This is a genomic window from Nocardia wallacei, from assembly GCF_014466955.1.
Taxonomy (GTDB): Bacteria; Actinomycetota; Actinomycetes; order Mycobacteriales; family Mycobacteriaceae; genus Nocardia; species Nocardia wallacei.
In genome coordinates this window covers 5,033,333-5,045,731 of sequence record NZ_AP023396.1, presented here as the reverse complement: position 1 = coordinate 5,045,731, position 12,399 = coordinate 5,033,333, and the positions used below count along the sequence as shown (strand labels likewise).

The window sequence follows — 12,399 nt, the reverse complement described above, 5'->3', positions numbered from 1 at the left end:
GAGAATGGCTTTATGCTCGGTCGCGTGATCGAGATGTCCACGGACACAAGCGCTTTCGCCGTTCCTTCGGTTACCCGTATGTTGCTGTGCGCGGACGGGTCGACCACCCTGCTGCTGGAGGCCCTGGTCGGTCGGCGGCTGTCGGTGGAGGTGCTCGACCAGCACGAGGCGGCCGCCGGTGAGCTGTCCGAGGCGGTGCGTGCGGCGCTGAGCTGTGCCGAGACCGATCAGGTGATCGTGCGCCGGTCGGCGCTGTACGCCGATACCGTTGCGGTGTCGGCGAATTCCGTGGTCATCGCCGGGTCCGATCAAGGGCTCGTCGGGCTGCTCGCCCAGCAGCGGATGCCCATCGGTCACAGCCTGGCGGCGGCCAATCGGCATCTCGGGCGCACCGTGCTGGCGGCCGGGCGGACGATCTGGCCCGCCGACGACGACGCGTGCGGAATTCCCTGCGCCTGCAAGGAAAGCGTGTTGCTGGATCACACCGCGACGGCGGTCGCGTATCTGCACGAGCGGTTCAACCCGGCCTATGTGCCCGTCGGGGCGGGCTGATGCGGGTCCTGGTCGTCGGCGCCGGAATCGCCGGGCTCACAACGGCATTGAGCCTGCACGAGCACGGGATCCGGGCGACGGTCGTCGACAGCGTCCGCATTCTGCGGCCGCTCGGCGTCGGCATCAATCTGCTGCCGCACGCCACCGGGGAACTCGCCGCGCTCGGACTCGCCGAGCGTCTGGGTGAACTGGCCATCCCGACCGCGGAGGTGCTGCACGTCGACCGCTTCGGCAACGAGATCTGGCGCGAGCCGCGCGGTGTCGCCGCCGGGCAGCGCTGGCCGCAGTACTCGGTGCACCGGGGCGAGCTGCAGGACCTGCTGCTGGACGCGGTGCGCGACCGGCTCGGTCCGGATGCGGTGCGGACGGGCCTGCGCTTCGTCGCCGCCGTCGAGACCGCGGCCGGGGTGCGCAGCCGACTGCGCGAGCGTGACAGCGACACCGCGGTCGAGCTGGAGACGGACCTGCTGGTGGGCGCCGACGGCCTGCACTCGGCCGTGCGCGCGCAACTGCACCCAGGGGAGGGACCGCCGCGCGGGAACGGCATCCGGATGTGGCGGGGCGTGACCATGACCCGGCCGTTCCTGTCCGGGGCGTCCATGGTGTTCGCGGGCAGCAACCACGCGGCGAAATTCGTCGCCTACCCGATCTCGGCCGCCGCCCGGCGCTCGGGTCGGGCGCTGGTGAACTGGGTGGCGGAGGTCCGGTTGCCGGACGCGGGCACGCAGGTCGCGGACTGGAATCGCACCGGCCGGGCCGCGGACGTGCTGCCGTTCTACCGGGGCTGGAGTTTCGACAACGTGGACGTCGAGGAACTCATCGGCACGACCGAGCACATCCTCGAATACCCGATGGTGGATCGGGACCCCTTGCCGCATTGGACCTCCGGGCACATCACCCTGGTCGGCGACGCCGCGCACCCGATGTACCCGATCGGTTCCAACGGCGGATCCCAGGCCATTCTCGACGGCCGGGTGCTCGCCGCCGAACTCGCCCGCACCGGCGACCCGCGGCAGGGCGCGCTCGCCTACGAGTCCGCGCGCCTGGCCCCGGTCAACGACATCGTCCTCGCCAATCGCGACATGCCGATGGACCGCATCCTCCGCGCGGTCGCCGAACGCGCCCCCGGTGGCTTCGACCGCATCGAGGACGTGCTCACCCCGGCGGAGCTGGCCGAGATCACCCAGGGCTACGGCCGCACCAGCACCATTCGCTGATTCCGGGCGGGATGGGATCGGGGCGATTCAAACTCTGGTTCGGGGGTGAGCGTGGTGTTGAAGTGTGTCTACATCTCGTCTCGACAATCGGCTGGAGCAGCAATGACGACCGAGAACATCGCCGAACAGGTGCGGTTCGCCTACTGGGTGCCCAATGTGAGCGGCGGGCTGGTCACCAGTGATATCGAGCAGCGCACCAGCTGGGACTTCGAGTACAACAAGAAGCTCGCGCGGACCGCGGAGCGCAACGGGTTCGAGTACGCGCTGTCGCAGGTGCGGTATACCGCCTCCTACGGTGCGGAGTACCAGCACGAGTCGACGTCGTTCAGCCTGGCGCTGCTGGGCGCGACCGAGCGGCTGAAGGTGATCGCGGCCGTGCATCCGGGGCTGTGGCATCCGGCGGTGCTGGCGAAGTTCGGCGCTACCGCGGATCACCTGTCCGGCGGGCGTTTCGCGATCAATGTGGTGTCGGGCTGGTTCGCGGGCGAATTCCAGGCGCTGGGCGAACCGTGGCTCGAGCACGACGAACGGTACCGGCGCAGTGGCGAATTCCTCGAGGTGATCCGCAAGATCTGGACCGAGGACAACGTGAACTACGGCGGCGACTTCTACCGCATCCGCGACTTCACCCTGAAGCCCAAGCCGCTCAACACCCCGCAACGCCCGAATCCCGAACTGTTCCAAGGCGGTAACTCCACCGCGGCCCGGCGCAACGGCGGCCGCTACGCCGACTGGTACTTCTCCAACGGCAAGGACTTCGACGGCGTCACCGAGCAATTGGACGATCTGCGCGAGGTGGCCCGCGCGCACGACCGCGAGGTGAAGTTCGGCCTGAACGGTTTCATCATCGCGCGCGACACCGAGAAGGAAGCGCGCGACACCCTCCGCGAGATCATCGACAAGGCGAATCGTCCTGCGGTGGAAGGGTTCCGGGACGCCGTGCAGCAGGCGGGCGCGTCCACCCGGGACCGGACGGGCATGTGGGCCGACTCCACCTTCGAGGACCTGGTCCAGTACAACGACGGCTTCCGCACCAAACTCATCGGCACGCCCGAGCAGATCGCCGAACGCATCGTCGCCTACCGGGACCTCGGCGTCGACCTGATTCTCGGCGGCTTCCTGCACTTCCAGGAGGAGATCGAGTACTTCGGCGCCAAGGTGCTGCCGCTGGTGCGCGAGCTGGAGGCGGCCCGCGCTCCCGCCGCGGCCGCGAGCCGATGACCGCCGTCACCGCCGAGCGCATCGAGTCGGCCGCGCACGCCCGCGCGGTGGCCCGCCGGCTGGCGGCCGACTTCGCCACGGGGGCCGCCCGTCGCGACCGCGATCGTGAACTCCCGCACCGGGAGATCGATCGGCTGGCGGCGAGCGGCCTGCTGGCCGTGACGGTTCCGGCCGACCTCGGTGGCGCGGATCTGCCGCCGAGCGCGGTCGCGGAGGTGGTGCGGATACTGGCGACCGCCGATCCGAATATCGCCCAGATTCCGCACAGCCACTTCGTTTACGTGAATCTGCTGCGGCTGGCCGGATCCGAAGCGCAGCGGCGGCGCTATCTGGGGCAGGTGCTCGGCGGCGGCCGCATCGCCAACGCGCAGTCGGAACGGACCAGCGCCACGGTCGCCGAGATCGGCACCACCGTGCGGCGGGACGGGGGACGGTTCCGCATCGACGGCGTCAAATACTATTGCACCGGTTCGCTTTTCGCCGATGTGCTGGCCGTGCTGACCCGGTTGGACGACCCGGACGAACGCAGCGGTCTGACGCCGGGTGAGTACGTCGCCTATCTGCCGGTCGAGTCGCCCGGCGTGCGGATCGTGGACGACTGGAACGGAATCGGGCAGCGCACCACCGGCAGCGGTACGGTCTCCTTCGACGGGGTGCTGGTGGACCGCGAGCAGCTGGTCGCCCGCTCGGCCGCCGTGCGCGCCCCCACCGGATACGGCGCCTTCGCGCAACTGCTGCACGCCGCCATCGACGCCGGCATCGCCCGCGGCGCCCTCACCGCCGCAACACAATTCGCCCGCACCGGCAGCCGCCCGTGGTTCGAGGCGAATGTCGAGCGAGCGATCGACGACCCCCTGCTGATCCAGCGATTCGGCGAACTGTCGGTCGCGGTGACAACCGCGGAGGCGACCCTGACGGCCGCCGCCGCAGCAGTCGACGCCGCGGTCGGTGGTGGGGGCGGGGCTCGCGGGAGCGCTGCGGGCGGGACGGGGACGGCAGCTGGTGGGCCGTTCGGTGGGGAGGATGACGCGGTCGATCCCGTGGTGGCGGCATCGCTCGCGGTCGCGGCGGCAAAGATCGTCGCGGACCGCGCTGCCAACGAGGTGTCCGCCGCACTGTTCGAGGTGTGCGGGACTCGTAGCGCCGCAGCGGATCTCAACCTTCATCACTTCTGGCGTAATGCCCGCACCCACACCCTCCACGACCCGGTTCGCTGGAAGTACCACCACCTCGGCCGCGCCCTGCTGCACGACACCGCGCCTCCGCTGCACGGAGTGATCTGAGCCGTACGGACGCGGGTCCCGCTACCCGCGCCCGTGGCGCGATTCGTAGGAGGCCCGTTCCGCCTCGGCGCGGCGGCGCCGGCGGATGTCGGCGAGGTCGGGGTCGAGGCCGTGCTTGAGCAGGCGGTGGCGGCGGTAGACGTACATCAGGGCGACGGTGAAGTAGATCAGCGGGATGTACAGCAGCGCCATCATCGACACACCGATCCACAGCGGGCCGGGTACCAAGAGGAACAAGCACAGCACCGGCAGCACGGGGACGAGGAAGCGCAGCAGGTAGCGGCGGGCGGCGCCGCGGCCGGTAAGGTCCGCGAGCACCCAGGCGCGCATCGACTCGGGCAGCGTCGCGCCGGCGATGTAGCGCAGACGCTGGATCGGGTCGGGGGTCTGCCCACTCACGAATGTCTCCCTGCCTCGGCGGCCGTGCGGGCGGCCTGGTTCACCCGGGTGAGAATGTCGCGCAGTTCCTCCAGATCGGCGAGACTCACACCGAGTCGCTCCACCACCGCGGGCGGAATCCGCTCCGCCTGCCGCCGCAGCGCGCGCCCGGCGGCGGTGAGATCGATCTGCAGATTGCGTTCGTCGCGCGGGTCGCGGCGACGGCTGATGAGACCGGACGATTCGAGCCGCTTGAGCAACGGCGACAGCGTCGGCGAATCCAGGTGCACCGCTTCGGCGATGGCGCGCACCGACATCGGCGCCTCGCCCCACAGCGCCAGCATCACCAGGTACTGCGGATGGGTGAGACCCATCGGCTCCAGCAGCGGCCGGTAGACCGCGAGCACCGACCGGTTGGCGACGGCCAGCGCGAAACACACCTGCCGGTCCAGGCGCAGCGGATCGTCGTCTGTCGTCGGCCCCGGACTCGTCACGACGCAAAGATTAGCCCGGCAATGATTAGCGCACAAACTATTAGCGCGAGAGCTGTGCCACAGCGGTTGTGCTCAGGGCGAGGACAACCCTCCCCGAGCCGAGCAGCGCTCCCTAGGCTGCCCCCACGTGACCCTCACCCAGCGGACATCGTCCGAGGCCGCCCCGGCCGCGACGGCGCCCCGTTCGGTGGCGCTCGGCAGCATGGTCGGCACGACCATCGAGTGGTACGACTTCTACCTCTACGCCACCGCCACGGCACTGGTGTTCAAGCCGTTGTTCTTCCCGAACGTGTCCGCCACCGCGGGCGCCCTGGCCTCCTTCGCCACCTATGCCGCGGGCTTCGGCGCGCGGCCGATCGGCGCGATCATCGCCGGACATCTTGGGGATCGGTTGGGCCGCAAGGCCGTTCTGGTCGGCGCCCTGCTGCTGATGGGCGTGACCACCGCCGCGATCGGCGTGCTGCCGACCTACGCGCAGGTGGGGCTGCTCGCCCCGGCGTTGCTGGCGACGCTGCGGGTGTTGCAGGGGCTGGCCGTCGGCGCGGAATGGGGTGGCGCGGCGCTGCTTTCGGTCGAGCACGCCCCGCCGGGGCGGCGTGGCCTCTACGGCAGTTTCACTCAACTCGGTTCGCCCGCGGGCATGTTGCTGGCGACCGCGGTCTTCTACCTGGTGCGGGAGGTCACCGGCGAGGACGCGTTTCTCGATGCGGGATGGCGGATTCCGTTCCTGCTGAGCGCGGTGCTGGTGATCATCGGGCTGCTGATCCGGGTGCGGCTTACCGACGCCGCGATCTTCGGCAGGCTGCGCGAGCGCGGTGACATCGCACGGCTCCCGGTGGTGGAGGTGCTGCGCACCCAGCCGCGAAACGTTCTGCTGACCATCGGTTTACGACTGTCACAGATCTCGCTGTTCGTGCTGCTGACCACCTATTCGCTGAGCTATCTGCAGGACGAGTTCGGGAAGGGCAGCTCGGTCGGGCTGGTGGCGGTGCTGATCTCCTCGGCGCTCGGTCTGGTCAGTACGCCGCTGTGGGCGTGGCTGTCCGATCGTGTAGGCCGCAGGCGCCCTTACCTTTTCGGCGCGGCGGGTGGTCTGGTGGCGCTCGCGCTGTTCTTCCTCGCCGCCGAGAGCGGGTCGAAGGTCGCTGTGGTGGTGGTGATCGTGCTCGGCGTGAACGTCATGCACGACGCCATGTACGGGCCGCAGGCCGCCTGGTTCGCCGAATTGTTCGACACCCGCGTGCGCTACAGCGGCAGTTCGCTCGGCTACCAGATCGGCGCGGTGCTGTCGGGTGGCTTCGCTCCGCTGATCGCGGCGGCGCTGCTGACCGCGGGCGGCGGGAGCCCGTGGCTGATCGTCGCGTATTTCGCGGTGCTGTCGGTGCTCACCATCGCGGCGGCCGGATCGGCGCGCGACACCTATCGAGACGAGATCGGAGCGATACCGTGAGCCGCATCTACCTCAACGCCTTCGACATGGCTTGCGTCGGACATCAATCCGCGGGCCTGTGGCGTCACCCCGACGACCAGGGACACCGGTACCGGGAACTGCGGTACTGGACCGAACTCGCGCGCACGCTCGAGGACGGCGGTTTCGACGCGCTGTTCCTGGCCGACGTGCTCGGCGTGTACGACGTGTACGGCGGTTCGCGCGACGCCGCGGTCGCCGACGCGGCACAGTTCCCGGCGAACGACCCGACCCTGGCGATCTCCGCGATGGCGGCGGTGACCGAGCGGCTCGGCTTCGGCGTCACGCTGTCGCTGACCTACGAGCAGCCGTACGCGCTGGCGCGCCGGATGTCGACGCTGGACCATCTCACCGGCGGCCGGGTCGCGTGGAACATCGTCACCTCCTACCTGGACAGCGCGGCCCGGAATCTGGGCCTGGACAAGCAGATTCCGCACGACGAGCGGTACGCCGTCGCCGACGAATACCTCGAGGTCTGCTACAAGCTGTGGGAGTCCTCGTGGGAAGCCGACGCGGTGGTGCGCGACCCGCGGCGCGGTGTATTCACCGATCCGGCGAAGGTCCACGACATCGAGCACAAGGGCCGGTACTTCACCGTGCCGGGCCCATTCCTGTGCGAACCCTCGCCGCAGCGCACGCCGGTGCTGTTCCAGGCGGGCGCGTCGCCGCGCGGCGTGCGGTTCGCGGCCGCGCACGCCGAGGCCGTGTTCATCTCGGGACCTACGCCCGAGATCGTGCGCGGGCCGGTGCGCCGATTGCGCGCGACCGCTGCCGAATTGGGCCGGGATCCCCGGTCGATCAAGGTGTTCGCCATGGTCACGCCCGTGGTCGCGGAGACCCGCGAGCAGGCCGACGACAAGCTGCGGTCGTATCGGGAGTTCGTCAGCGCCGAGGGCGCGCTCGCCCTGTTCGGCGGCTGGACCGGCGTCGACCTCGCCGAACTGGACCCCGACGAACCGCTGCGCTATGTGCAGACCGACGCCAACCGGTCGGCACTGGCGTCGTTCACCACCGCGGACCCCGATCGGACCTGGACGCCCCGGGAACTGGCCGACGCCATCGGCATCGGCGGCCGCGGCCCGGTACTGACCGGCGCGCCCGGTGAGATCGCCGACGAACTCGAGCGCTGGGTGGCCGAGGCCGACATCGACGGCTTCAACATCGCCTACGTGACCACCCCGGGCACCTTCACCGACTTCGCCCGCCTGGTCGTCCCCGAACTCCGCCGCCGCGGCCGCGTCCCCGAAACCACCACCCCCGCCACCCTGCGCGAAAAGCTGGGTGGCACAGGCCCCCTGCTGCCCCCGGACCACCCGGGCGCAGCCTTCCGCCGCTGACTCCGCGGCCGCCGGTCCAGCCTGCCCTGTCCAGAGGTAGCGCGAGCACGGGCGGACCGTTGCGGCACGGCTATCCCGACGTAGCGCGAGCACGGGCGACCCTCGCGGCACTCTGTCCGCCCGCCGGGGCGGTCGTTGCCCCCGACCGCTCGGCCGCGCAAGGTCGGGGCCGGCGCCCTCGGTCCGGTGCTTCCCCGGTTTGCTGCCGAATCCGCCTCGGGTGGTGCGCTGCCGGCTGTCGGTGTGCCGGGCACGGACGGCGCGATTACGCGGGAGCCGCCTGCGGAGGCGGGCGAGCGCATACGCTGAGCTTCGTGGAGTTGCTGGTAGGAATTGATCTCGGGACGGGGAGTAGCAAGGGGGTTCTGGTCCTGCCGGACGGGGTGGTGCTCGCCGAGCATCAGGTCGCGCACGAGATATCGCTGCCGCGGCCGGGGTGGGCGGAGGTCGATCCGGTCGGCATGTGGTGGGCCGAGGTGTGTGCCATCAGCCGGGCGCTGATGGCGGCGGCGCCGCCCGGGTCGCGGATCGCCGGGATGTGCGTCAGCGGCGTAGGGCCGTGCCTGGTGCTGTGCGACGGCGAGCTGGAACCGGTGCGCCCGGCCATCCTCTACGGCATCGACACGCGGGCCTCGGCGGAGATCGCGGCGCTCACGGATCTGTTCGGCGCCGAGGAGATCCTGCGGCGCGCGGGCAAGTCGTTGTCGAGCCAGGCGGTCGGCCCGAAGATCGAGTGGGTGCGCAACGCCGAGCCGGAGGCGTTCGCGCGGGCCCGGCGCTGGTACGGCGCCAACTCGTTCGTCGTGGCGAAGCTGACCGGCGAATACGTCCAGGACCACCACACGGCCAGCCAATGCGATCCGCTGTACGCGATCCGCGACTTCGACTGGAACGCGGACTGGGCCGGGCGCATCCTCGGCGACCTGCCGCTGCCGCGCCTGGTGTGGCCCGCCGAGGTGGTCGGCACGGTCACCGCGGCGGCCGCCGAGCAAACCGGGATCCCGGCGGGAACCCCGGTGGCGGCGGGGACGGTCGACGCCTACGCCGAGGCGTTCAGCGTCGGTGTGCGCAATCCTGGGGATCTCATGCTGATGTACGGGTCGACCATGTTCCTGGTGCAGGTGCTGGAGAACTTCCACACCAACCCGGCGCTGTGGACCACGACCGGCGTCGAACAGGGCACCTTCGCGCTCGCCGCGGGCACCTCGACGGCGGGCAGTCTCACCCAGTGGTTGCAGAAGGTCACCGGCGGCGCGCCCTTCGATCAGCTGATGGCCGAGGCCGCGGCGGTGCCGCCGGGCTCCGAGGGACTCGTGGTGCTGCCGTACCTGGCCGGCGAGCGCACGCCCGTCTTCGACCCGGACGCGCGCGGCGTGGTCGCGGGGCTGACGCTGCGGCACGGTCGCGGACATCTGTTCCGGGCGTCCTACGAGGGAATTTCCTTCGGCATCCGGCAGATCCTGGAGATGTTCGACGACGCCGATTCGCCGGTCACCCGCGCGGTCGGGGTCGGCGGCGGCCTGCGCAGCCCGGTCTGGACGCAGGCCCTCAGCGACATCACCGGCCTCACCCAGCTGCTCCCCGAACAGGCCATCGGCGCCAGCTACGGCGACGCCCTGCTGGCCGCGATCGGCGTCGGACTCGTTGCCCCCGAAACCGATTGGGCCCGCATAGCCCGCGAGGTCCCGCCCGACCCCACGAACCGCGACCTCTACAACGACCTCTACAAAACCTGGCTCCAGCTCTACCCCGCCACCCGGGACCACGTCCACCGCCTGGCCGAATTCGGCTGAACCACAAGCTTTCCCAGAGTCTCCCCGTAGTGCCGGCTGCTGTCCGGCTCGATCTTCCCGGCAGCGATCAGCGTCCGCCACGCGGCCTGCTTGCGCGGGCGTCCGCCACCGAGCAGGCCCGATGCTGCTGCATGATCGTCTGCGCGTGCCGAACCGTCAGCGGTGAATACGGCGCATCGTGCGTCAATAGAAGGCACTCACCGCGACAAACCAGATCTGGCCTCCCGAATCGGCGTCGGCGGCGAAGGTGGCGGCGATCGGGCGATACGAGAGTGCTTGACGCGTAAGGTCGGCAGGGTGACGGTCGCAGAGGAATTCCTGTTGCTCGCCTATCGCGACGACACCGGCAAGCCGCGCATCGGCGGCACCCAGCTGAACGCCGCGCTGGCGGGCGCCGCGATCGTGGAACTCACGCTCGCCGGTGCCCTGCGCCTGACCGAGGCCGACGAACCCGGTCACAAGAAGGGCCGCCTGATCGCCACCGGCACACAGCCGGACGATCCGCGCCTGGCCGAACTCGTCGCCGTCGCCGACGGCCGCACACCCAAGGTCGCCGTCGGCAAGGTCGCCGGCTTCGGCGGCTGGCGCAACCCCTCCCAGAACCTGCGCGAGGCCCTGCTCCACGACCTCGCCGACGCGGGCCACCTCACCGCCGCCACCACCAAAACCCTCGGCCTGTTCGCCACCACCACGTGGACACCGAACGCCACCGGCGACAAACCCGCCATCGAGCGCCGTGTTCGCGCCGCCGTCGTCGACGGCGCCACCCCCGACGACCGCACCGCCGCCCTCATCTCGATCCTGCACGCCGTGGACCTGCTCCCCAAACTCTTCCCCGACGCCGGCAAACGCGCGCTCAAACGCCGCGGCAAGGAAATCAGCGACAGCGAATGGGGCGGCCCCGCCGTCCGTAAGGCCGTCCAGGAAGTCCAAGCCGTCACGGTCGCCGTCATAGTCGCCACCACCTCGGTCACCACCTCGGGAAGTTGACGCGGTGCTCACTACCGCTGAAACGGCGTTGCTCAGCCGGCCGGAGATATCGGCACAATTTGCAGACCGCCGACGAAGCTGTCGATATCCGGTTGGTACAAGTCCCGGTCGGCGGCCGTAGCCTCGACCGACATTCGGACCGGGTACAGGAATTCGCCTGCGAGATAATCGAACCTGAGGAACTCGTGGTAGTGGTCGACTCCCTCGGCACCGGATGCGGGCAGAATTCCGGTGGACCGAGTACCACCCCCACCACACACCTGAACGGCCTCGGACCGCCACTGCCGCCAATCGCCCGCGATCGAACTGAGCACGGTCACGTTGTCGGTAGCTCTGCGCGGAGTGGACACGCCCAGGGTGACGCTCGCGCTACCCATCCGTCCCACCCGCCGATCGGCCCGCCGCAACACCAAATCCTCCCCCTCCACCGGCACCACCTGCCAATCCCTCAGCTGCGGAACCTGAAGCGCGAAGGGCACATCCGGCCGCACCTCGGCCGTAAAGACGGACCCGTTCGCCGCACTGGCATCGCAGGCAGTACGAATCGGCGGAGCCGTCGCCGTCGTCCCCGCCGAATCCGACCCCGCCCCACCGCATCCGGCCACACTCGTCGCCACGATGCCCGCCAAAACCAGCAGCCGAACCCTCATCACGCTCGCCAGCCTATCCAGCCGACCACCCATGCGGCTGGCTCCGAACCCGTTCGACATCTTCGAGCTCGGACGAGCTCCCGGCCTGTCGCGGCACCGCAAGCCCACGACCGCGATCGGCCACGAAGCGGCGAATACGGTCGTCTGGCGGAGGTCCCTGACCGCCCAGGCCGGACCGCTTCGATTCACGCGAGGGGAAGAAGCATGCAGGACATGTATGTGGTGACCCACCCCCATGCCGAGCACACCGCCCAAGGTGTTGTCGGCGGTTGGTTCGACTCGCGGCTCGCGCCGGGTGGGCGGGAGGATGCCGGACGTGTGGCGATCACGCATTTGCGACTGGACGATTACCGGCGCAATCGGAGCGTCGTGGCTCTTGCCGACACCTGGCAACTGGGTAGCTGGCGATCGATTCTGCGGCAAGGGGTTTCGTCGCTCAGGCGGATGTCACCCTTGCGAGCGCGTCCAGTGACTCCTGCATGAGATCGGCCAGATCCCGGCTGTCGGGGTCCTCGATCCACCGCTCGTAGGAGATTTTGAAGACCGCGATGCCCGCCTCGGCGGCGAGGCTCGCCGCCGGATCGGGAACACCGCGGCGGCGCAGGGCGGCCGCCAGCGCCGCGGCCAGGGTGGCCAGCTTCATCAACTCGCGTTCCTGCAATTCGGTGTTGGCGGCGATGGCGGCCTGGCGGCGGCGGTTGAAATCCGGGTTCTGCCGGAACAATTCGGCGGTGGCGCGCAGGGCGGTGCCGATCGCGGCGAGCGGCGGCGTCGACGCGGGGGCCGATTCCAGGCTGCCGACCATGAGATCGCGCAGCGCGTCCTGGCCGGAGAACAGCACCTCGCGCTTGTCGGCGAAGTAGCGGAAGAAGGTTCGCTCCGTCAGCCCGGCGCGCTGGGCGATCTCGGCGACGGTGGTCCGGTCGAACCCACGCTCCGCGTACAGCTCGAGTGCCGCCTGGACCAGGCGGCCGCCGGCGTTGGGTTCCCATCGACTCATACCCCGATCCTATTTG

12 protein-coding genes are annotated in these 12,399 nt (G+C 69.9%); 8 read left to right on the top strand and 4 right to left on the bottom strand.

Annotated elements, in window-relative coordinates:
* The first annotated feature begins 78 nt into the window (after positions 1 to 78).
* The 4 genes from NWFMUON74_RS22200 to NWFMUON74_RS22185 all read left to right on the top strand — a co-directional run bounded on the left by NWFMUON74_RS22200 (position 79) and on the right by NWFMUON74_RS22185 (position 4,273).
* Positions 79 to 552 (top strand): chorismate--pyruvate lyase family protein, encoded by a 474-nt coding sequence (locus tag NWFMUON74_RS22200; RefSeq protein ID WP_187683756.1) that lies wholly within the window; start codon positions 79 to 81, stop codon positions 550 to 552.
* Positions 552 to 1,769 (top strand): flavin-dependent oxidoreductase, encoded by a 1,218-nt coding sequence (locus NWFMUON74_RS22195; protein WP_187683755.1) that lies wholly within the window; start codon positions 552 to 554, stop codon positions 1,767 to 1,769. The genes NWFMUON74_RS22200 and NWFMUON74_RS22195 overlap by 1 nt, the downstream gene beginning before the upstream one ends.
* A 102-nt stretch (positions 1,770 to 1,871) precedes the next feature.
* Entirely contained in the window at positions 1,872 to 2,990 is a 1,119-nt protein-coding gene (sfnG, locus tag NWFMUON74_RS22190; protein ID WP_187683754.1) for a dimethylsulfone monooxygenase SfnG, read from the top strand.
* Positions 2,987 to 4,273 (top strand): acyl-CoA dehydrogenase family protein, encoded by a 1,287-nt coding sequence (locus NWFMUON74_RS22185; RefSeq protein WP_187683753.1) that lies wholly within the window; start codon positions 2,987 to 2,989, stop codon positions 4,271 to 4,273. The genes sfnG and NWFMUON74_RS22185 overlap by 4 nt, the downstream gene beginning before the upstream one ends.
* A 21-nt stretch (positions 4,274 to 4,294) precedes the next feature.
* Here the strand turns inward: NWFMUON74_RS22185 and NWFMUON74_RS22180 are convergent, their stop codons facing one another.
* Positions 4,295 to 4,672, bottom strand: a complete 378-nt coding sequence (locus NWFMUON74_RS22180) for a DUF5313 family protein (RefSeq protein ID WP_187683752.1) — start codon at positions 4,670 to 4,672, stop codon at positions 4,295 to 4,297.
* The gene (locus tag NWFMUON74_RS22175; RefSeq protein WP_187683751.1) at positions 4,669 to 5,145 is read right to left on the bottom strand and encodes a MarR family winged helix-turn-helix transcriptional regulator; all 477 of its coding nucleotides are present in this window, start codon (positions 5,143 to 5,145) and stop codon (positions 4,669 to 4,671) included. The genes NWFMUON74_RS22180 and NWFMUON74_RS22175 overlap by 4 nt, the downstream gene beginning before the upstream one ends.
* Positions 5,146 to 5,347: 202 nt before the next feature.
* Here NWFMUON74_RS22175 and NWFMUON74_RS22170 point away from each other — a divergent pair, with 202 nt between their 5' ends.
* From NWFMUON74_RS22170 to NWFMUON74_RS22155, 4 genes are all read left to right on the top strand, one after another.
* Positions 5,348 to 6,595 (top strand): MFS transporter, encoded by a 1,248-nt coding sequence (locus NWFMUON74_RS22170; protein ID WP_187689336.1) that lies wholly within the window; start codon positions 5,348 to 5,350, stop codon positions 6,593 to 6,595.
* Entirely contained in the window at positions 6,592 to 7,950 is a 1,359-nt protein-coding gene (locus tag NWFMUON74_RS22165) for an LLM class flavin-dependent oxidoreductase (RefSeq protein ID WP_187683750.1), read from the top strand. The genes NWFMUON74_RS22170 and NWFMUON74_RS22165 overlap by 4 nt, the downstream gene beginning before the upstream one ends.
* 314 nt (positions 7,951 to 8,264) lie before the next feature.
* A complete protein-coding gene (locus tag NWFMUON74_RS22160; RefSeq protein ID WP_187683749.1) occupies positions 8,265 to 9,743 on the top strand; it encodes an FGGY-family carbohydrate kinase in 1,479 nt (492 codons plus the stop codon).
* Between the two features lie 297 nt (positions 9,744 to 10,040).
* Positions 10,041 to 10,733, top strand: a complete 693-nt coding sequence (locus NWFMUON74_RS22155) for a GOLPH3/VPS74 family protein (RefSeq protein WP_187683748.1) — start codon at positions 10,041 to 10,043, stop codon at positions 10,731 to 10,733.
* Positions 10,734 to 10,765: 32 nt separating this feature from the next.
* Here the strand turns inward: NWFMUON74_RS22155 and NWFMUON74_RS22150 are convergent, their stop codons facing one another.
* Positions 10,766 to 11,806, bottom strand: a complete 1,041-nt coding sequence (locus NWFMUON74_RS22150) for a hypothetical protein (RefSeq protein ID WP_187683747.1) — start codon at positions 11,804 to 11,806, stop codon at positions 10,766 to 10,768.
* Between the two features lie 13 nt (positions 11,807 to 11,819).
* Positions 11,820 to 12,383 (bottom strand): TetR family transcriptional regulator, encoded by a 564-nt coding sequence (locus NWFMUON74_RS22145; protein ID WP_187683746.1) that lies wholly within the window; start codon positions 12,381 to 12,383, stop codon positions 11,820 to 11,822.
* Positions 12,384 to 12,399: the final 16 nt, after the last annotated feature.